The sequence below is a fragment of the Annamia dubia NIES-4383 genome (assembly GCF_055394725.1).
Window position 1 is genome coordinate 372,736 of record NZ_AP025630.1, and the last position, 22,015, is coordinate 394,750.

The following is a 22,015-nucleotide window of genomic DNA, read 5'->3' on the forward strand; positions in this document are numbered from 1 at the left end:
CTATAATCAACATTTTTGTCTTAAATTAATAAGGGTAAAAAAGCTTTACCCTTATTAATTATTAAATGATTCAAGATAATTTAAGTTATTACTTAAGCCGCCTCTTGATATTCTTCAATTTCCTCATCTTGGCATAATTCCTTGATGGGTACTAATACCTTTTGTTCCCACAAAGTTTGTACCATTTGAAGAAAAGCATCTTGATATTTCGCTTGAGTTTCTTCTTCAAACCATGCTTCAATTGATTCAATTACGTTTTTACGGAAAGGTTGTCCACTACCATAAATTTCAAGACATTCTTCCCAAAAGTCAGCGTTAGAAATATGGTAAAAAAGAGCTTTACCAAATTCCTCAATGTCATTCAAAAAAGTATTATGCCATTGATCAATATTTTGTAACAACTGATTCATAAAGGTATGGGTAGTTGCAAATTCACAGTCATCAAGTAAAATTGTCAGTAATTCTTTGAAACCACCTACAGCTTTCTCGCTTTGTTGTTGAGCGATCGCTCTTGAAGCATAACCAATCAAGAAATTTATACTAGGATCCCAATCTCCATTCCGTTTAACCATTGCCCAAACTTTTCGCTGATGCGTCTTTTCAAGTTCTTTTGTAAGATAAGATGGAATAGTGTTTTGAGCAAAAGGTAGGCGATGATAATGTTTAACGGAACTTTGTAAGCGTTGATTAACAAAATCTTGGGAAGCTAAAGCCAGTTGAGTGTCGGTATTTTCCATTAACTCATTCATGGCTGAAATTTGGCTATTAAGGCGTTTAACGTGGGTATTACGCAAGTTGTCAATATGATGAGCAAAATCTAATAAAATTGCTTGAGAATCGTCACTTTCAGCATTAAAAAAGTTAATTGCTCCAAATTCCTGTAAACGATCTCGGATTTGAGTTTCTTTCAATAAATAGCCTTCCTCAACGGATTCTACCATTTCACCTGCATCTCCGGCTAAAGCCTCATCAGCACGAGGTAAGACTAATAAACGGACTCGCTCTTTAATGGCTTTTTGTAAGCCAATTTCGTTTAAATATTCAAGGAATTGTTGGATAGAAATATCAGGTGCAGAGTTAAAACGGGTACAAAGTACAATCACACTATAAGGATTTTTAACCCATTCCGTTAAATCTTCCCGAATAGCAGTTTTATCAATTCCTTTAGTATCTATAATTTCAATATCATACGGAGATGAGGGTAAAAGAGATTGAGGAATAGTAATATTAATCCGTTGAGGTAAAGGAAAATGAGCTTTAGCACCATTATTAATGTCTTTAAAGTTTGATTTAAGCCACTCCTCGCCAGTTTGCTGATGATCTGAGTAAGCAATCTCAGTCTGCGATCGCGCTAAATAATCAATCCGTTGCCAAACTTCTTTAATCATTAGCTCAGGATCGTTGCATTCTTGAGCTAAAATAACGGCGGGATCTTCGGCTTTAACTAATTTACCATCAATCTTGATCGCTTTAGGTAATACTAAATTAGCCATATTGCGGATCGCACGGTCAACCTCTTTGGAAACCCCGACATTATTATCTTTTGAAAAGAATTTAGTAACCCAGTCATTAACTAATAATTGAACTTGATCTTCTACTAAAGGCTCAAGTTTAATACTATAGTTTGAACCGGAATTAATACTAACTTCGCAAATAGTTGTACCACCGCCTCCGGTAGTCAAAATAACTCGTTGTTGCAATGACTTTTGTTGCTCAATAATCAGATTAAAAAGTTGAGAAATTCCGCTAGTTTTACCAACACCAATGTCACCAATAAAAACAATAGGATGATCAACAACTGAAAGATAATTAATTTCAGTTTCTAAAGAATTAGCATAGAGATTACCCTTTCTCTTTAAAAGGTTAGGAACATTATCTTGAGATAAGAAATATTTAGCACAATCTAACTCGATTTTGGCCTTAATTAAAAGTTGATTTTGGGGATGAAAATTAGTCATTATTGTCTCCTTATATTTTATAAAATGGTCATGACAATTTTGACTGCCAAACAATACTATCCTTGTCTTTGTAGGATAAAGATGATAGTATTAAATGCAGTAATAAAAAATAAACAAAACTAATGGGTACGGCGGAGCAAATAGCCTACCCTGTTTTTATTTTTTAGGCTTGTTTCAGTGCTGAGAGAAAGGCTTTACGAGGCATAATTCCCTTATTCTCTAGCTCATAACCTAAGCTATATAAAATTCCTAGTGAAATTTCTTTCTTCCTTAATACAGGGCGACAAGTGCGACCTTTAAGATCAGCCCAGATGTCATGTCCGCCACTTTTTCCTTTAACAGGTTTCAATCCTTGGGAAATCAAGACCTTTTTAACCTTAGAGGTTAAAATCGTTTTCTCTCTCATCATGATTTAATTGTTATGTAATAAAAAATAAACAAAAACTAACTAGATAAAGCTTAAAATTTGTCTATGTTTAATAGATAAATTAAAGTCATCTTTTAAACATAGATTGTTGCTATAATCCATGTTAAATATAACATAACATAAATATCAAAAAATATCAAGCAAAATCCAAATATTTTTTTGTTTATTTTGTGAGCAAGGCATTAGTAGGTCTACACGCTTAATTATACAATAATAAGTTCAGAAATATTGATATTATGAGATTAGAGCCAATTACTTTTAAATAATAATCTGAACAAAATTAGTTTTTATTAGCACCTGAATGACTAGAACTATTAGCACCTGAATGACTAGAACTATTAGCACCTGAATGACTAGAACTATTAGCACCTGAATGATCCTAGAACTATTAGCACCTGAATGATCCTAGAACTATTAGCATCTGAATGATCCTAGAACTAATTAGGATAGAATTTAAGCTCCAACTAATTAGAGCATGAATAAAAATCCTCCTTTATGATTAGGAAGAAAATTTACCTCCCACTTATATAACTAGGTGATATAGCAATCCTAAATAGGTTGTGGCAAAATTCCATATTGATAAAGTTTGGGGAAATCAAATATTTGACCATGCGCAAAAAACTTAAATAGCCACTTTACTATTTTAAATGATTTACATAAATGATAGAATTGTCTAATAAAATTTTTCACTTGTAGCCAAATATCTTCTACCGGATTTTGTTCTGGAGCATTAGGGGCAAATTTATGACAAGTAATTAACCATTCTTCTTCCAATAAATCTTGATTTATTATAGTTAAATACTCCCTAAATTCTTTTGAGTCATGATAGGTTGCTCCATCCCAAAATATTGCTAATCTTTTTCCTTTTCTTTTTGATAGTAAATACTTGATAAATTTGATCGTATTTTCTGTATTTCCACTTTCATATTCTTTGACAATAAATTCTTTAGTTTGATAGTCTAATGCCCCATAATAAGTTTGTCGGCTTTTTCATTTTTAATGGGAATTTCTATTCTTTGATCTGTTCTTCCCCAAACATAACCTAAAATGTCTCCCCAAAGTAAATGACATTCATCAATCATAAACACTACAAGCTCTCCACTCTCTATTTCTTCTTTCCAAATCTCTAATTTTTCACTGATTTCTTTTTTTTTAGCTTCGACTAATTCGTCATTTTTAGCCGGATTCTTTTTTGAGTTTTTTCCAACTTATTTTCGCTTCTTTGAGCAAACTATAATAACTTTGATTGGATTTATAAATAATATTATATTCTCGCTCTAAATAAATTTTTAAATCTGATAATCTTAAATATTCTTGCTCTCTTAACCAATTAATAACTTGGTCTTTTTCTTCTGGTTTTAATTCACTTTTAGTTCCTTTAAACTGTAATTTCAAGCTTTCTACTCCACAAAAAAGAGCTTGATTTTTCCACATACTAATAAAGCTATGAGAAACTTGTAATAATTCTTTTACTTCATGGTATGATTTTCCTTCTAAAATCATTTTGACAGCTAAAGCCCTTTTTATTTCTTTAGCCTCTTTTGTTTGATTGATAAAATCATTTAACTCAGAAATAATGTTCATTTTTTTTTCCTTGAATTTAGATTATAATTAATATTATATCTGTTATGACCTATTTAGGATTGCTATAGCTAGAATAAAAAACTACATTACAAACATAATGCTTTAGGAGCTAGATTTTGCATAAATTCATTTATATAAGTAGTTAGGTATTTTTTTAGTTGACTTCAAATTACCTAATCTTCTTTTTAGGATAGAATTTTACCTCCTTGTTCTTAGAGGAGAATCTTCAGTATCCTCATTTATATAAGTAGTTAGGTATTTTTTTAGTTGGCTTCAAATTACAATATTGTAACAAAACTTAATAAACCCTGATCTATTAGAGGGGTCATTAAACTTTTGACGAAAATTCAGGATTTCAGCCCTCTTAAATCCATTAATCAATCTTATCAATTCGCTGAAAGCCTTATTACATCTGGATTTCAGGCAATTTAAACTTTAAGCTTATTAAGTTTGTAAACCTTATATAATTAAAATTAAGGGCTTTAAATGAAAAAGTACAAAATCAAAATAGAATAACTATGACTACAAAAAAATCAGGAAGAGGTGGAAAGAGAGAAAAATCCGGTCGTCCCCCGCAATGGAAAAGCGGAAATACAACAGCGATCCGCATTCCAGCCAAATTTAAAAAAGATTTATTGACTATTGCGAAGAAATGGGATGATCCAGAAACTTTAGTCAAGCCTGAAACTGATTTACTATTATTAGTAGAACAATTGCAAAAAGAAAATCAACAATTAAAAGAAAAGTTAGCAAATTCTTCACTTAATAATACAGATAATATCGAAATTAAGGAGTTAAAAAAAGAAAATAATAATCATTCTTTTTTAGAAATTATTAATAGTAATTCAACTCAATCTACCGTTCATTGTGTCATGGTTAATGACTGTTTAGAAACATTAAAAAAAATACCTGATGAGTCAATTCAGTTAATCATTTGTGATCCCCCTTATAATATTAATATCTCTGAATGGGATAATTTTAATAATTATATTTATTGGGCTTCTCAATGGTTAAAAGAAGCAGAAAGAGTCTTATCTAAAACGGGTAATTTAGTTATTTTTGGCGGTTTACAATATCAAGATCAAGCAGGTACAGGTGATCTATTAGAAATCATCTCTTATTTAAGAAAAAATAGTAATTTATTATTAATTAATTTAATTATTTGGCACTATCCTAACGGTAAAAGTGCAAAGCGTTTTTTTGCGAATAGACATGAAGAAATTGCTTGGTTTTCTAAAACGAAACAATATTATTTTGATCTTGATTCTGTTAGAGAAGAATATGAAGATAAAAAGAAACAGGTATATTTTAAAGATACAAGATTAAGACCAGAAACTATTGAAAAAGGACGCAATCCTACTAATGTTTGGCCAATTAATCGTCTGAATAGAAATTCTAAAGAAAGAGTTGGTCATTTAACGCAAAAACCTTATCAAATCATTGAAAGATTGGTAAAATCTTTATCTTATGAAGGATCAACTATTCTTGATTTTTTTGCGGGAAGTTGTATTACAAGTCGTGTTGCTATTCAAGAAAAAAGGCATAGTATTATTAGTGATTCTGATCCGATCATTTATCAATATTTAGAAGAACAATTAAAGAAAATTTCTAATGATTTATTTTTGGAAAAAGATAACTATAAAATCATACATGAAATTAATTTTAAACAGCATCCTATATTTAAAAAGATTTGATTAAATAAGAAATTTTAGGATTTTCTTTAACCTCTTTTAATGTTTCAGATAATATCTTTTGATAGTTAATATTTTCTGTTTCGATCGCATCAAGAATATTATCAACTAAGCAATCAACAGCATTAACACAAAAAAGAAATTCTTTTTCTTCTCCAGTAATTTTAATTATTAATAAATATATTAAAGACCAAAACTTTTTAGGTAAATTCCAAATAGTATTATTTTGCTCAATTAAATCATAAGCAAATTCTACTAAAAAATCACGATCTTTTTGATCAAAATTATGCCATTCTTTTTTTACAATTTTTGCTAATCTATTAACTCTTTTTCCTACCAAAAGGAGTAAAACACCTATATTTTTGTCAAACTATGGGTTTTCGGGGTTGCTGAGTTAATAGACTTGTTGCGCAAGTCAAGTAATAAGTAATGATTAATAAGTAATAAGTTTAATATAATTGATTTTGGAAAAAAAGACGGTAAAGCCCACAACTGGGTTCAATTTTATCACTTTTAATTGTAATTAAACCTAAATTTTCTAATTGATAACAAGTAAGGGTATCTAAATTTGTTTTAGATACTGTGTTAATAACTTTTTTAAAAGCATTTTCTAAAGCTGGAGAGGCTTTGATTGCTTGTAATAATGGTTGTAAATGATCTTGATATAGGCCTGACATAGTAGGAGCTTCTCTTAATATTTTTTCTATGGAAAGATGATTTTGATAAATACCGTAAAATGCTAAGTTTATTAAATAAGGATTGCCTCCTACCAGTTCTAATAATAATTTTAATTGTTCTTGATAATTTTCTTCTTTTGCCCACAAAAAACCATATTTTAAAGCTAATTTTTGGATTTGTTCAAGATTAAAAGGGGGTATATTTAGGAAAGTTCCCACATTGAAAGGTGATTGATTAATGTTTAAAGGAATATAAATTTCCGTGCTATGAATGACGACTAAATGTAATTTTAACCAATCTTCTAATTGTTTTCCTTCTTCATGCCATGAACGTAATAATGTTAAAAAATCTTGGGCGATTGTGGGATATTTAAAAATAGTATGAACTTGATTTAAACAAAGTAAAATAGGCTGATCAATTTGTTCTAAAATATAACCTTGAACATAAAGAGTTGCACTTATTTTACTGCCAAAATTTTCATCCCAATAATCATCTATTTTTAATGGTAAATCTAATTGATTGGAAATGTTAGCACAAAACCATCGTAAAAATTGATCTAAACTGTTAAAAGTTTCTCTTTTTGCTTGTTTAAAATTAATGACAACGGTGGCATAATTTTGAGCTTTTCCATAGTTAATTAATCTCAACATTAAAGAGGTTTTTCCCATTGTGTTAGGGGCTTTTATTCTTAATAAACTTCCCGGTTTTATTATTTCTTGATAAGCCAATTTTTCCACTGGGTATCTTTCAATATAAAAGGGGGAGTTGATGGCTAGGGGGGATCCCGGAAGTTCTAATAACATAATTAAATAATTAATTTACTAATCAGTAATAAGTATAAAAATTGATAAAAACTTGAGAAAAATTGATTTTATTAGTTAATATTTATTACTTTGGCAAGAGGTCTAAATAACAAATAACTATTTTTTGAAAATAGAGAGAACTACATTATTTAAAAGATAATGATGATCTACTAATTTTAGATCGCTATTTTGTGCCATTGTTTCCCGTTCTTCAAGATTGTAAAATTTAAGTCCTCCGGGGGAAAAAGGGATTTGATTTTGATAAAAATAACGGCTATAATCAGCTAAATAATAATAGCCTTGAGGTTTTAAAATTCGATAAATTTCTTTAAAAACTTGTTGGGGATTGGGATAATGAAGAAAACTAATTGTATTAAAAACTGCATTAAATTGATTGTCTACAAATGGTAAATTTTCTGCATTTCCTTTGACAAAAATTTCTCTTTTTGGAAATTGTTTATTTTTTCTGGCTTGACGTAACATTTGGGGTGAGAGATCTACTCCTATGCCGAAAACATCAGGAAATTGCTTTAAAATTCGATTTAATAGTTTTCCTGTGCCACAACCAAGGTCTAAAATGTTAGCTTGATCGGGAAGATTAACATATTCTAATAAGCGTTGATGTACTGCTTGATAAAAAACTGTGGTGATTAAAATATCATAATTAGAAGCCCATTGATCAAAAAATTTTTGTTTTTGTTCAAATACATTTTTATTCATAATTAAACAATCTTCGTTATTTATTATTTGTTATTCGGAATAATCTAAAATTAACTCTTTTTTGTTATAAAAGTTTTCTTTAAAGATCAAACAATTGTACAAATATAGCACTGCTATCTGTACGGGGAATAATTATATTTTAATCAAGCAACGCCATTTTTTCAAGATTAGGTTATGATTGTAAATATCATCACTAAATTATAACTGCTATGAATTCCCCATTTAATCATTTCAATCAACAACAGATTCGTTTTGTACAATATCGAGATTTAGATTTAATTTCTCAGTTAATTAGTCAAGCTGAAGAAGTGGATCAAAATCCTAATTCTGGTTCGTTACAAAAACAAATTGAACAAGTTAAAAATTGGTATGGTTTTTATAAGTTTTTAAGCTTATTTCCTAATCCAAATCAAGCTAATTTTCAACTTTATGTTGCCGAGCAAAATAACCATCTTCAAGGCTTAATTTCAATTAAGCCAATCAATAGTACCCGTAGCACTTGGGCGGTTGATCGAGTAATAGTTAATCATCAAAGTCAAAATGATATTTTAATCGGCACAAAAGGGATCGGCTCTAAACTTTTACGTTATTGTTTTGAAAAAATTTGGGAAGCTCGGACATGGGTGTTAGAAGTTAATATTAATTATAAAAATTCTTTGGCTTTATATCGTCAAAATGGGTTTCAACCTTTGGCACAAAAAACTTATTGGCAGATCGCCCCTCAATTATTACAACAATTAGCACAAAATGACGTAGATTTACCCAATCTTTTACCTGTTAATAACGCCGATGCCCATTTATTATATCAATTAGATACGGTTTCCATGCCCCCTTTATTGCGTCAAGTTTTCGATCGCCATATTGACGATTTTAAAACAAATGTACTATTGTCAGGGTTGCAACAAATGCAGTCATGGGCGGATCATCAGGAAATAACTCAAGGTTATGTGTTTGAGCCTCAACGTAAGGCGGCGATCGGCTATTTTAGATTAAATGTCTGTCAAGATGGCAGTCGCGCCCATCAGGCAAAATTAACCGTCCATCCTGCGTATACATGGCTTTATCCTCAGTTATTAAGTAAAATGGCGCAAATTGTTCAAAATTATAAACCCCAATCTTTAGAGTTAAAATCAGCCGATTACCAACCAGAAAGAGAAGAATATTTAGATAAAATCGGAGCAAAAAGAATACAAAATACTTTATTAATGTCTCGATCAGTGTGGCATAAATTACGGGAAATTAAGCCCCTTGAAGCCTTTTCCGATGTTTTACAGGGCTTACAAAGTGCGCAAACTCCTATTCCTAGTCAGATCTCATGGTTAAGATATTCTTCCCCTGCTAATTATTTTCAACCTTTTGAGTCAAAATCTTTAAATAATTGTGATAATTCTGAAGATCAAGAAGGTTTAAACAATTAAAAGGAATTTAATGTATTATCAATTATCTATTATCCACTGATTTTATGCACATTCATAATCTTGAACAATGGCAACATTCCCATAATTTTTCCGTAGATCAATCTCAAGCCGAAAAAAATACAAAAATTGTGATGTTACTAACCTTAGTAACCATGATTGGAGAAATTGCCGCCGGAATTATTTTTGGCTCAATGGCACTATTAGCCGATGGTTGGCACATGGCCACCCATGTGGGGGCTTTTGCGATCGCAATTTTTACCTATCAATATGCTCGAAATCATACCAATAATCCTCAGTATACTTTTGGCACAGGTAAAGTGAGCATATTAGGAGGTTTTGCGAGTGCGGTAGCCTTGGGAGTGGTGGCTTTTTTGATGATGATCGAGTCGTTAATGCGTCTTGTTGATCCCCAACAGATCCAGTTTAACCATGCCCTCTATGTGGCTGTGATCGGCTTGGTGGTTAACCTTGGCAGTGCTTTATTATTGAAAGATCATAATCATCACCATGATGATCACCATCATGAAGATCATAATCTTAAGGCCGCTTATATTCACGTTTTAGCCGATGCTTTAACCTCAGTTTTTGCGATCGTGGCTTTAGTTGCCGGAAAATATTTAGGTTGGATCTGGTTAGATGCGATGATGGGGGTAGTGGGTGCAATTGTGATTACAAAATGGGCTTATAATTTAATTAAAGAAACCGGATCAATTTTATTAGATGGATCTGTGAATAAACAGGTAAAATTAGCGGTTATTAATAAGATTGAAAATGATGCTGATAATCGTATTACAGACTTACACATTTGGAATGTTAGTCAAAATCATTTATCAGCAATGATCGCCCTTGTTACCCATGATCCCCAACCACCAGAATATTATAAAAATTTACTTAAAGATATTCCCAAACTATCCCATATTATTGTTGAAGTTAATCATTGTCATGGTGAACCTTGTTTTGAGACAAATTAAGTAAATTATCTGTAGTACAGGCATCTTGCCTGTAACAGACTTTGAGGTTATTTATTATTAACAAAAATGAAAAATAAATCAGCTTTAGGATTAGATATTGGGAATAAAAGAATAGGTGTGGCCGGATGTGATAAATTAGGATTACTGGCCACACCTTTAACCACAATTAAAAGAGGTAATTTTTATCAAGATTTAGCAATTTTTCAGGAATTAGTAATAGAAAGGGAAGCTGAAATTTTAATAGTTGGTTTACCCTATTCTCAAGATGGAAGTTTAAGAGAACAAGGCCAAAAAATCAAAAAATATGGGCAAAGATTAGCCAACGCTTTAAATTTACCCTTGGAATATGTAGATGAAAAATTGACCTCAATTGAAGCCGAAGAACAATTAAAAAATCAAAAAAGATTTAATTCCCGTGATAAAGGTATGATCGATCAAGTGGCGGCACAAATTATTTTACAAAGTTGGTTAGATAGTAATTACTAAATGGGGAAAAGTTCAGCTAAAAAATAACAAATAACCCATAATTAACCATATAAGTGAATACGGGGATTTAATTTTGCTTTAACCCTATTTCCCTCAATTAAATGTTGTTTAACAATTAAGGGAACATCAGCCACTTTAACCCTATAATACCAAGTTTCTTCGGGTATGATTCTAACAGTTGGACTGGTACTACATTGACCTTGACATTCACATTTTTGAATTTCCACATCTAAGGGTAAATTTTCTTTTAAAAATGCTTCAAATACCTTATGAGATCCTGCTTTAACACAAGAAGTATGATCGCAAACCATCACGATTCTTTTCGGAAAAAAACTAGCATAATCTTGATAATTAATTGATTGAGACATATTTTAAAAATTGAGAATTGATATTATCATTTTTTGCTTTTTTGAGAATCTTAAATAACAAAAAGAAAGAGCTAATAAAAATTAAAATTTTGCTCTTTCTTGATTTTAGATCTCCCACGATGAAAACTCCTTGCCAAAAAGGAGGAATTTGAGTTATTTATATATCAAGATCCGTTAAATTTAAACGAGGCCCATGAGTCTCAATAAACTCTCGGCGGGGTGCAACTCGATCGCCCATTAAAACGGTAAAAATGCGATCAGCTTCGGCCGCATCTTCAATCTCAACCTGCTTCAACATACGGGTTTCAGGGTTCATGGTGGTTTCCCATAACTGGGTAGGCATCATCTCCCCTAAACCTTTAAAGCGTTGAATATTATAGTTAGCATTGGCTGGAAACTCAGCAATTTTTTGTTGCAACTCCCGATCGGAGTAACAATAAAAATGATTACGCCCCCTTTCTAACTTATACAGAGGAGGACAAGCGATATAAACATAACCCTGATCCACCAGATCCCGTTGATAACGATAGAAGAAAGTTAGTAATAATGTTCTGATGTGCGCCCCATCAACGTCAGCATCAGTCATGATAATTACACGGTGATAACGTAGGTTTTCTGGGTTAAATTCCTCACCTTTAATTCCTAATCCTAACGCTGTAATTAGGGATTGAATTTCATTATTTTTATAAATTTTAGCATCATCAGTCTTTTCAATATTCAAAATTTTACCCCGTAAAGGTAAAATCGCTTGAAACTGGCGATCGCGCCCTTGTTTGGCCGAGCCGCCCGCCGAATCTCCCTCTACGATGTAGATTTCAGACCTTGATGCATCTCTTTCGCTACAGTCGGCCAATTTTCCGGGTAAGGGAGAAGACTCTAAAACTGATTTTCTTCTCACTAACTCCCGCGCCCGTCTGGCCGCTTCGGCCGCTTTAAATGACTGTACCGCTTTTTCGATGATCGCATCCCCAACGGCTAAATTAAAATCTAAATATTCGTTTAAAACCTCGCCCACAAGGGAGTCTACAATACCTCTAACTTCCGTATTACCCAGTTTTGTCTTAGTTTGCCCTTCAAACTCTGGATCGGGTACTTTAACGGAAATAACCCCCGTTAAGCCTTCTCTGACGTTTTCACCCCCTAAGTTAGCCTCATTTTCTTTAATTTTGTTGCGTTTACGGGCAAAAGCGTTCATAGTACGGGTTAAAACCGTTTTTAAACCCTCTAAATGGGTACCGCCGTCAATGGTACGAATATTATTGGCAAAACCGAGTAAGTTATCACTGTAAGCATCAACACACCATTGTAAAGCCACCTCTACGGTAATACCATTTTTTTCGCCCTGTACAAAAATAATTTCGGGGTGTAAAGCCTCCTTATCCCTATTCATATAGGATACATATTCTTTGATCCCCCCCTCATGACAATAAGTTTCAACTCTGGGGGTATCTAAACGTAGATCGCTGAAAGTAATTTTAACACCTGCATTAAGATAGGCTAACTCCCTTAACCTACCCTGTAAAATGTTGTATTCAAAATTGGTAGTTTCTGTAAAAATCGTATTATCAGGTAAAAATCTAATCTGTGTACCTGTGGGATGATCACCATCTTGCTTTTCTTCTAAAGATGTGACGGGGATCCCTTTTTCATAGCGTTGGGTGTAAATTTTACCATTGCGCCACACCGACACATTAACCCATTCTGACAGGGCATTAACTACTGATACCCCTACCCCGTGTAAACCTCCAGACACTTTATAGCCACCGCCGCCAAATTTTCCTCCGGCGTGTAACACTGTCATAACGGTTTCTAAAGCAGATTTTTTAGTGGTGGGGTGAATATCGGTGGGAATACCCCGCCCATCATCGGTTACACTGACAGAACCATCTTGATTAATTTCAACTTCAATATGGGTACAATATCCGGCTAAAGCTTCATCTATGGAGTTATCTACCACTTCATAAACGAGATGATGCAAACCTCTAGGCCCTGTTGTACCAATATACATCCCCGGCCGTTTGCGCACCGGATCTAAACCTTCTAAAACTTGGATCTGTTCTGCACCATAATTATTTGTTTGTTCTTGAGTCGTCATGTTTTATCTCCAAAAATAAAAGCTTTAAAGTTGATTTTCCACTTTAGGACAAATTTATCAAAAATTATAACATATTGCGGTTAATTTCGCTTTAAACCTTATTTGAGTTAATTTTTAGAATAGGGGTGTAGTACAGTCAACAGGGAACAGTGAACAGTAATTAGTTATTGATTTTTTAATTGTTTGTTATCAAAATAGGATTAATTTAACTACGAAATAAACGACTATATAATAATTGATGTTCCATTGAAGCTAAACTTAAACCAAAATTACAACTAAATAATTGATCATCTTTTAAGTTAATTATTTCTGGGTAAATTTTGCTGATAGTTTGATTAATTTCTGCTAGAATTTGTTGGCCTTGAGTTTGTCCTAAAGGGATTAATTTTATCCCTGCCATTATTAAATTATTCGCCCAACTTTGTAGATAAGTTAAAGTCACATCTTCTAAGTTTAATTGCCACCATTGGCCAGTAATTCCAAAGGCGATATTATAATTACAAGGTAAGTTAATTTGATTAATTATTTGTGTTAAATTTTCGTTAGCTTCGATCTGTAATAATAATTTAATTAAACTATTACCCATCTGCCAACTTTGTTGTCTTAATTCTTTACTTTCTCTAGTGGCACTGCTATATTGATTCCAATAGTTAATTTGTTCAATATTATGATTAATAAAATTTTGATAACTACGGATCATTAAAGCTGTTTCTATTCTAATAGAACTAAATTTTAACTGTTGTGATAACCAATTAAAAAGAGTTTCTGATGAAGTAATTATGTTTTGTTCTACTAAGGTTTCGATCCCTTCTGAATAAGCATAAGCCCCTAATGGTAAATTAGGACTAGCTAATTGTAATAATTTTAATATTTTTAATTGTTCAATAGACATAATAAAAAGTGAGATATTTATTACTTATTACCTATTACTTATCACTTATTTAATGATGATGATAAGCCCCAATTTCAGGGCAAAAAGGAGCAATTTCTTCTTTAATTTCTAAGCCTAATTTTAATAACATATTGATTAAAACAGGATCGGGTAAGAATCTTAAATAATTAGGGGTTAATTCTAAAGGAATATGACGATTACCAAGATGATAAGCGGCCTTAATTAATTTTAATTGATCGGGTGAAGTAACCGTAATAATTAATTCAGATTTGGCGACTATTTTAATAATAAAATTTTGATCTTCATTGCTAATCAAATCACCTTGATTTAAAACAGTTCCTCTCGGTAATTGTAAATAAATTTTTAAGTCATTTATTTCAATAATTTGACGAGATTTTTGTCTTTCTTCTGCGGTTAATTCTAAGTTTAAATTAACTTTAACTTGTTGATTTTTAGAAAGAATTTGATTAATAATAATAGTATTCATTAATTAGTTAATATTTTTGATGTTGATTGATCTAATTTCTTTTTTTCATCAAAAACCAATGACCAATGACTAACGACTAATGACTAATTTCCAGATGTAAAATGTATTCTCCAAGTTTAAAATGAGAAGACCATAATTCATATTCTAAACGCAGAGAACTTAACAAAGGATAACCTTCCATGTTTAAATAACGAGTATAATTGCGCAACTCAAAAGCATAATCTCGATTATCTTCCAGATCCTGCAACCAAAAACGACTTCTTCCATAAACACCCCTTTCCCAAAAATGACGATAACCCGTTTTTGCTTGATCTTGAGTCGTCATAATTACCCGAAAAGGAGAAATGTCTAACCAAAGTAAACGATGATCACCGTTAAAGGGCTGTAGAATATCTTTTGTGTGATCGGGTAAAGAATTGGCGATCGAAACTGGAGCATTAGTTTCGGTAAAAACTAAGTGAAAACGCTGTTGATCTTTTTGGTAAAGTGTGCCGAGCGCTTCTAAAGTGGAACAAACTAAAAGGTCTTTAGATAGAAAAGATAAACAGATAGAAGTTTGATGGTGAGCTAACATTTAAGCAGTTCAGGCAATGTTAAAGGATTAGAAATATATCTTAAAGATACCTGTTCAACCATTATTTTACCAAAAACTTAAAAAAATTTAAACAAACCCCTTGCCAAAAAATTTTTTTTGTGTATAATAGGTAGTTGTGATGAAAAAACAAAAGTTTTAGAAATCACTCAATCCTCGGTAGCTCAGCGGTAGAGCGGTCGGCTGTTAACCGATTGGTCGTAGGTTCGAATCCCACCCGGGGAGTTTAAATAAAATTATAATTATAAAATTATAAAACTAAAATTATAAAATTAAAATTATAAAATAATTTTGCTGGGGGTCAATAATCAATTGTTGACCCCTACACTGTTTTTGTGTATAGTCTTTGACGGTCTTTTTCCAATTTATGTTAAAATTTTCCTAAAAGTTAAGAAATAGTTTACATTAATAATTAAGTCCATCAAACTAAGTGGCAATCAATGGTATTTAACTCAAATTACTTCAATTCTAATTCCGAGGAACAGGAAGCAAACGTATTAATCCAATATCTCCAAAAACAAAATCCTGAAGTTTTGGCCAGGGTGGCACAGTCTGCTAGTCCAGAAATTAAGGAAATTATTTCTAATAATGTTAAAGGCTTGATCGGGATGCTTCCGCCGGAGGGCTTTAATGTTCACATTATGACGGATCGGGAAAATCTTGGTACGCTTTTAGCATCGGCGATGATGACGGGTTATTTTCTTCATCAAATGGAACAGAGAATGAATTTAGAGTCTACTTTATTAGATTCTGATTCGATTAAATAATCAAAAATAATTGTGATTGGGGTGGGTTATCAATTGACAATTGACAGGGGACAATTGACAATTGTTGAATACCCACCAATGGCTTGATCTTGTTTTTGATTCAGATCAAATAAGATTAAATTTGCGATTTAACCGCCTTTAGCAAAAGTGGCCATCACAAAAGCGGATAATAAGATTCCAGGACTTAGTAATAATACTAACATTAATAATTCGTTGGTAGTCATAGGATTAATGTGTTTAAGGGTTAATTAATTTTGGTTTTTATTTTAACTTAATTTTTGCTAGATGAGATAATTTCATAATTAAGATGTTAATTATTAATTGATAAATATTTTTTGATTAATAAAATCGCTACGAGATCGTCAATGGGACGTGGGGGTATTCTTAAGCCTTGGGGGATCAATTTGGTTAGGCCTTTGGGTGGGTACATTTGCCAATAGAGATCACGGGCTTCTAAACTACTATTTCTTTCGTCAATTTTAATAATAGAAATTTGAGGGTTTAATTGTTGTTTTAGTTGTTGATGCCATTGTTTAGAAGTAGTTTGATCTCCCATAATTATGGTTTTAATTTGGTATTTTTCACAGAGTATTTTAAGGTGATCAAGGGTTTGATCTGATGTTAAAATTTGGTGATATAAAATGGTTTGTTTTTGGTTTAAAATGGCGATCCCACATTTATTTTTGCCGGGATCAAATCCTAAAATATTCATTATTGGTAATTGGTTATTGGTCACTGATCACTGAGAGCGCTTCCCTAAGTTGGGCGATCGCAATGGGTTTACGGATATAATTATTCATCCCGGCCTCGATACAAATTTGACGATCTTCCTCTAAAACATTAGCAGTTAAAGCAATAATATAGGGTTGAGGTTGATGGGATTGACGAATAATTTTAGTGGCGGTAACTCCATCCATTTCTGGCATTTGCATATCCATTAAAATTACATCATAAAATTGTTTTTCTAACATAGTTAAAACTTCTAAACCGTTATTAGCAATATGGGCATCATAACCTAACTTTTTGAGGGTTAAAAGGGCAACTTTTTGGTTAACTTTGTTATCTTCAGCTAACAATATTTTTAATTCAGAGTTGTTAATTATTTTGCTAAGTGAAGGTAATAAACTTGATTTTTTCTCTGGTTTAATGGCTAGATCACTAATAGTTTTAAGTTTAATTGTAAAGTAAAAAATAGAACCTTGAATTGGAGTTTTATTAGTTTCTATTTGCCAATTTTCGGGGGGAAAACCCCCAATATTACCTAAACTTTCAACCCACATTGTTCCCTCCATTAAATTAACTAAACTTTTACTAATGGCTAAACCTAAGCCTGTTCCGCCATATTTACGACTGATGGAGGCATCGGCTTGGGTAAAGGGATCAAATAATTGATTGATGTGATCGCTCTTAATACCGATCCCTGTATCTTTGACAGTGAAAAGTAAACACTCATCAGTCATTAGTTTTTGATCATAATTATTATGATTATTATAATCATAATAATTAAAAGAGGTAGTGTGATATTTTTCTACACAAATTAAAACTTCTCCTTGATGGGTAAATTTAAGGGCATTGCCCACTAAATTTAAAAGAATTTGACGTAAACGTGCAGTATCTGCTAAAAATTGTTGAGGTAATTGGGGATCAATTTGATATTGAAGATTAATATTTTTATTCTTTGCTTGTTTAGAAAGAAGGGTACAAACTGATTTAAGAATATCTTTTAAAATTAAAGAATTTTCTTCTAATTGTAATTTACCTGATTCAATTTTAGAAAAATCTAAAATATCATTAATAATAACTAATAAAGCATCCCCACTATCACAAATTGTCTGAACAATATCTTGTTGTTCTTCTGTTAAAGTAGTGGTGGCTAAAAGTTGTGCCATGCCTAAAACTCCATTCATGGGGGTGCGGATCTCATGACTCATATTCGCCAAAAATTCACTTTTAGCTTTAGTGGCGGCCTCGGCGGCCTCTTTAGCTTGTGCCAAGGCTTTTTGTTCTTCGATGCGTTGGGTAATATCCCTAGCGGCGGCATAGATCAAATGTCCTTTAGGTTTGGATCTCCATTCTAAATCAATATATGAACCGTCTTTTTTGCGGTATCTATTGGTAAAATTTAAAATATCCTCTCCATGTTCAAGTTGTTTTATTGCCTTAAGAGTAGATTGTAAGTCATCGGGATGGATAAAATCTAAAAATTTATGGCCGTTTAATTCTTCGATACTATAACCTAAAACTTCTGACCATAAAACGCTAACTTTACGGAAATATCCTTCCAAATCCGCAATACAAAGTAAGTCTAAAGTGGTATTAAAAAAGCGTTCTAATTCTTCGGTTTTATTAATTAATTCATCGGTTAAGCGTTTACGATCAGTAATATCACTAATATAACCATGCCAAATAATACTACCATCAACTTGTTTTTGTGGTGTGGCATGACCTAAAATCCAGTTAATACGCCCATCACTGTGACAAACTCGATACTCACAATACCAAGGGGTAAGATGGGTCGCCGACTCGGTGATGGTTTGACTCACAAACTCAAGATCATCGGGATGGAGAACATTAAAGATAGGGGCGGCATCTTCTTTTACTTGTTCGGGCGTAATTTCATAAATTTCTTTGATCCCCTCACTAGAATAGGGAAAATGGCAAGTTTGATCTTTGCGTAGGCGATATTGATAGATCATCCCCGGAATATGACGGGCTATTTCTTCTAAGCGTTGTTTCAATTCAATTTGATCGGTAATATCTAAGAGGACTCCATATCTAGCGACATCGCCATTTTCTCTGATTTCTGCACTTGAACTAGCTTGAAGCCATTTAATTTTTTGACTAGGGGTGATAATGCGCCATTCATGGTTTAAAGGTGATAGATTTTTAACACTTTGTTTAACGGCTTGTTGATACCCGGCCAGATCGTCTGGGTGAATTTGTTGAAGATGAATATTGGCATCGGCTAAAAGTTCATCTACGGTAATTTCTAAGATTTTTTCTACGGCCGAACTTACATATTCAAAATATCGAAAACCATCGGGACGTTGCACAATAATATAAATTACGGCCGGGGATGATGCGGAGATTTTTTCAAATCGGGCGGTGCTTTCTTTGAGGGCGATTTCAGCCTGTTTAATTTCTGTAATATCTTCGGAAATACCTAATAAATATTGAGGTTGATTATATTCGTCTAAAATTGCTAATTTTTTTGTATGAAGGATTCTAAAACCATTTTTGGTTTGGATTGTTTCTTGGCTAATATCTAAGACTTTACCACTGTTTAAGACTTCCCGATCTTTAGAGGTGAAAAATTGTGCTTGTTGTGGGGGGAATAAATCATAATCATTTTTTCCTATTAAAAACTCTCTTTTATATCCTAATAATTCTTCTCCTGCCTTATTAAACCGGATAAATCTTAGGTTTTTTGCATCTTTAACAAAAACCATATTAGGGATATTTTCAATAATTGAGTTAAGAAAAATTTGGATTTCCCTCATTTGAATTTCTGTTTCTTTACGTTCACTAATATCCGTAATAAAACCATACCAAGCAACATCGCCATTTTTGCGCCGTTCGGGGTTAGATTTGGCTTGGATCCATTTAAGTTTGGCGCTAGGGGTAACAATGCGCCATTCATAATAAAAGGGAGCTAAATTTTCCGCACTATGGGCGACTGCTTGTTCATAACCCTCTAAATCCTCAGAATAAATCAATTGATCATACAGGCTAAAATTTTCTAAAAGTTGAGTCACACTATACTCATAAATGTTTTGGGTGGCCGGACTGATATATTCAAAATATCTTTGATTGTTTAACGGTTGAACTAAAATATAAATAATTCCGGGGGATGACATGGCAATTTTTTGGAAAGTGGCCTCACTTTCTTGTAAGGCTAGTTCGATCATTTTGCGATCGCTAATATCACTATGAGTTCCAATAAAGCGAACTGGTTGCCCTTGATCATCCCTTTCGATCACCCTTCCCCGATCCAAAATCCATTTATAAGTACCATTTTTACAACGAATACGATGTTCATTATAATAAATTTCTGTTTCTCCTCGCAAATATCGCGCAATATCAGTATAACATTTGGCTAAATCTTCGGGATGGACTCGACTACTCCATTCTTCTAAATGATCTCCGATCTGATATTCTTCATAGCCTAACATGGCTTTCCATTGACGGGAAAAATGGACTTCATTGGTTTGGGGATTCCAGTCCCATGTGCCGTCTCCCACCCCTTCGATGGCCAACTGCCAACGGGCTTCACTTTCTCTTAAAGCGGATTCTATCTCTTTTAATTTCGTAATGTCACGGCCAACGGATTGAATCTCAATTAATTCCCCTTGTTCATTGAAAATCCCCTGATTTAACCATTGAGTCCAGCCTACCGTGCCATTTTGACGTAAATCACGGTTTTCTGTGACAAAACTACTATTTTCTGGTGTTAAAACTGAGATTTTCTGATAATTTTGTTCTAAATTTTGAGAGGAAACAAAGTCAGTCCATTTTTTACCGATGATCTGTTCTAAATTAAAGCCAAGGGCTTGACACAGGGCTTCATTGGCATAAGTAATGGTGGTATCGGGGTGGGATCTTAAAATAAAATCCCTTTGTTGTTCAACTAATTTTTGATAACGGTATTCTTTTTGCTCAAAAGATTGTTTAACCTGCTCTAACATTTGGTTAAAAGAGTGAGTTAAGATTTGTAATTCTGAGATTAATAAATCTTCAGATAAAGGTTCACAACTCGCTCCTTGAGCTAAAATTTTACTAGCTTTACTAATTTTAAAAATAGGAAGATTAATCCATTTAGCAGTTAAAATTCCCAGAGCAGTTGCTATTACAAAAGTTAAAAAACATAAAGCTAATGTTCGTTGATTGTTAACTCTTATTTCTGCTGTAAAATCTGATTCAGGAAGCACTACCACAATTAACCAATCTAAACCTAAATCATCTTGATAGGGAACAACTTGCACAAAATGGCGCTGATTATTTTCCTTTTCTACAAAATCTAATTGTAAGGGTTTTTTGATTAGTTGAAAGTTATTAAATTTACTTAATAAATAAAGGCTAGTATGTCTTATTAAAAGGTTTTTACTTTCATTAGCTTTAATTTGTTCAAGGGTAATATGACCATTTTTCATCTTTTTTTGAAAGGGAAGTTGATTGGTTGAGCTACCAATTAATAAACCATTTTTTTGAAGAATAAAAACCTGCCCTGTTTGGCCAACTTTAAGATTAGCAATAAATTGACGTAAAAAGGTAAGATCAGAGGCGGCCGAAAAAACACCCAACAATTTACCCGTTTTTGGCTCATAAATGGGGTGACTACTATTAAGAGATAAATCTGAATTATCTGATAATTGAAAAATAGGAACTCTGACGGGTTTTTTTGCTTCCACCGCCGTGCGATACCAAGGGCGAGATTTAAGATTAAAGTCGCCAAAAGTATTAATTAACTTGATTTTGCGGCCATTTTTATCAACCTGATAAACTTTTAATTGATCTGGTTGGGAAGGATTAACTTCTAATAAACTGGGGCTAGGATTGCGATTCGCCACTCTGAAAAAACCCGATTCCGTGCCTACCATAATATGACTTACCCTCGGAAATTCTTGCAGTTGAGTATATAAATACTGCTCTAATTGAGAGGGATTATTAAGATTCAAATAACCTAAACGGAAAATATCAGCATTGACTCGGTTAATTAAAACAGGATTATCTAAATAATTATCTAAATATTGTACTATATTCTGAGTCGTTTGAGTTCTAATTTCTGTAGTTAAACGGCGCACCGATTCTTCTCCACTACGGTAAGATAGGTAAGCAACCACGCCCACAGCCCCTAAAATTTCCAGACAAAAGGGAATAATTAACACCCATTTTAAAGATATGCTATAGTAAAAATTTTTCTTAACTTGATTAAAGTTAAATGAGTGTTTCATTATCTTGTGCCTTTGCCACATTTTGTTATTACCCATCAATCATTTCTAGTTATTTTCTCTCTATTTTGAGGTGAAATTAAGTTTAATTATATCCTAAAAATAAATTATAGCAGTCCAAAATTAATCG

17 protein-coding genes, 1 tRNA gene and 1 pseudogene are annotated in these 22,015 nt (G+C 32.6%); 6 read left to right on the plus strand and 13 right to left on the minus strand.

Annotated elements, in window-relative coordinates; all coding sequences use genetic code 11:
• Nucleotides 1–92 precede the first annotated feature (92 nt).
• The 3 genes and pseudogenes from Anndu_RS01865 to Anndu_RS01875 form a co-directional block, all read right to left on the minus strand.
• On the minus strand, nt 93–1,958 hold the full coding sequence (locus tag Anndu_RS01865) for a hypothetical protein (protein ID WP_464102739.1): 1,866 nt from the start codon (nt 1,956–1,958) through the stop codon (nt 93–95).
• 163 nt (nt 1,959–2,121) lie between these two features.
• Entirely contained in the window at nt 2,122–2,367 is a 246-nt protein-coding gene (locus tag Anndu_RS01870; RefSeq protein ID WP_464102740.1) for a hypothetical protein, read from the minus strand.
• A gap of 567 nt (nt 2,368–2,934) precedes the next feature.
• Nucleotides 2,935–3,960: pseudogene (locus tag Anndu_RS01875) on the minus strand (IS630 family transposase).
• 527 nt (nt 3,961–4,487) lie between these two features.
• Between Anndu_RS01875 and Anndu_RS01880 the strand changes: the two are divergent.
• A complete protein-coding gene (locus tag Anndu_RS01880) occupies nt 4,488–5,663 on the plus strand; it encodes a DNA-methyltransferase (RefSeq protein WP_464102741.1) in 1,176 nt (391 codons plus the stop codon).
• On the opposite strand, the gene Anndu_RS01885 is transcribed toward Anndu_RS01880, so the two are convergent.
• The 3 genes from Anndu_RS01885 to Anndu_RS01895 form a co-directional block, all read right to left on the minus strand.
• Complete coding sequence (locus Anndu_RS01885) at nt 5,650–6,000, minus strand: hypothetical protein (protein ID WP_464102742.1); 351 nt, start codon at nt 5,998–6,000, stop codon at nt 5,650–5,652. The genes Anndu_RS01880 and Anndu_RS01885 overlap by 14 nt on opposite strands.
• A gap of 109 nt (nt 6,001–6,109) precedes the next feature.
• Nucleotides 6,110–7,141 (minus strand): AAA-like domain-containing protein, encoded by a 1,032-nt coding sequence (locus Anndu_RS01890; RefSeq protein WP_464102743.1) that lies wholly within the window; start codon nt 7,139–7,141, stop codon nt 6,110–6,112.
• Between the two features lie 117 nt (nt 7,142–7,258).
• Nucleotides 7,259–7,861: a class I SAM-dependent methyltransferase gene (locus Anndu_RS01895; protein ID WP_464102744.1), complete on the minus strand. Its 603-nt coding sequence runs from the start codon at nt 7,859–7,861 to the stop codon at nt 7,259–7,261.
• A gap of 209 nt (nt 7,862–8,070) precedes the next feature.
• Here Anndu_RS01895 and Anndu_RS01900 point away from each other — a divergent pair, with 209 nt between their 5' ends.
• The 3 genes from Anndu_RS01900 (at nt 8,071) to ruvX (ending at nt 10,736) form a co-directional block, all read left to right on the plus strand.
• Complete coding sequence (locus Anndu_RS01900; protein WP_464102745.1) at nt 8,071–9,279, plus strand: GNAT family N-acetyltransferase; 1,209 nt, start codon at nt 8,071–8,073, stop codon at nt 9,277–9,279.
• 44 nt (nt 9,280–9,323) lie between these two features.
• Nucleotides 9,324–10,250 carry a CDF family Co(II)/Ni(II) efflux transporter DmeF gene (dmeF, locus tag Anndu_RS01905; RefSeq protein WP_464102746.1) on the plus strand — a complete coding sequence of 309 codons (927 nt, stop codon included), beginning with the start codon at nt 9,324–9,326 and terminating at the stop codon, nt 10,248–10,250.
• Nucleotides 10,251–10,316: 66 nt separating this feature from the next.
• Nucleotides 10,317–10,736 carry a Holliday junction resolvase RuvX gene (ruvX, locus tag Anndu_RS01910; RefSeq protein ID WP_464102747.1) on the plus strand — a complete coding sequence of 140 codons (420 nt, stop codon included), beginning with the start codon at nt 10,317–10,319 and terminating at the stop codon, nt 10,734–10,736.
• A gap of 41 nt (nt 10,737–10,777) precedes the next feature.
• Here ruvX and Anndu_RS01915 read toward each other — a convergent pair whose 3' ends face one another.
• The 5 genes from Anndu_RS01915 to Anndu_RS01935 all read right to left on the minus strand — a co-directional run bounded on the left by Anndu_RS01915 (nt 10,778) and on the right by Anndu_RS01935 (nt 15,152).
• Nucleotides 10,778–11,104 carry a (2Fe-2S) ferredoxin domain-containing protein gene (locus Anndu_RS01915; RefSeq protein WP_464102748.1) on the minus strand — a complete coding sequence of 109 codons (327 nt, stop codon included), beginning with the start codon at nt 11,102–11,104 and terminating at the stop codon, nt 10,778–10,780.
• Nucleotides 11,105–11,261: 157 nt separating this feature from the next.
• Entirely contained in the window at nt 11,262–13,199 is a 1,938-nt protein-coding gene (gene gyrB, locus Anndu_RS01920) for a DNA topoisomerase (ATP-hydrolyzing) subunit B (protein ID WP_464102749.1), read from the minus strand.
• Nucleotides 13,200–13,404: 205 nt separating this feature from the next.
• Nucleotides 13,405–14,091, minus strand: coding sequence for an urease accessory protein UreF (locus Anndu_RS01925; RefSeq protein WP_464102750.1), 687 nt, complete (start codon nt 14,089–14,091; stop codon nt 13,405–13,407).
• A gap of 49 nt (nt 14,092–14,140) precedes the next feature.
• The gene (ureE, locus tag Anndu_RS01930) at nt 14,141–14,578 is read right to left on the minus strand and encodes an urease accessory protein UreE (RefSeq protein ID WP_464102751.1); all 438 of its coding nucleotides are present in this window, start codon (nt 14,576–14,578) and stop codon (nt 14,141–14,143) included.
• Nucleotides 14,579–14,654: 76 nt separating this feature from the next.
• A complete protein-coding gene (locus tag Anndu_RS01935) occupies nt 14,655–15,152 on the minus strand; it encodes a hypothetical protein (protein WP_464102752.1) in 498 nt (165 codons plus the stop codon).
• Between the two features lie 171 nt (nt 15,153–15,323).
• Between Anndu_RS01935 and Anndu_RS01940 the strand changes: the two genes are divergently transcribed.
• Nucleotides 15,324–15,395: transfer RNA gene (locus Anndu_RS01940), tRNA-Asn, on the plus strand.
• A gap of 215 nt (nt 15,396–15,610) precedes the next feature.
• The gene (locus Anndu_RS01945) at nt 15,611–15,937 is read left to right on the plus strand and encodes a DUF760 domain-containing protein (RefSeq protein ID WP_464102753.1); all 327 of its coding nucleotides are present in this window, start codon (nt 15,611–15,613) and stop codon (nt 15,935–15,937) included.
• A gap of 310 nt (nt 15,938–16,247) precedes the next feature.
• Here the strand turns inward: Anndu_RS01945 and Anndu_RS01950 are convergent, their stop codons facing one another.
• Together Anndu_RS01950 and Anndu_RS01955 are read right to left on the minus strand one after the other, a co-directional pair.
• Nucleotides 16,248–16,649: a pre-16S rRNA-processing nuclease YqgF gene (locus tag Anndu_RS01950; protein ID WP_464102754.1), complete on the minus strand. Its 402-nt coding sequence runs from the start codon at nt 16,647–16,649 to the stop codon at nt 16,248–16,250.
• Nucleotides 16,650–16,662: 13 nt separating this feature from the next.
• Nucleotides 16,663–21,888: a PAS domain-containing protein gene (locus Anndu_RS01955; RefSeq protein WP_464102755.1), complete on the minus strand. Its 5,226-nt coding sequence runs from the start codon at nt 21,886–21,888 to the stop codon at nt 16,663–16,665.
• Nucleotides 21,889–22,015: the final 127 nt, after the last annotated feature.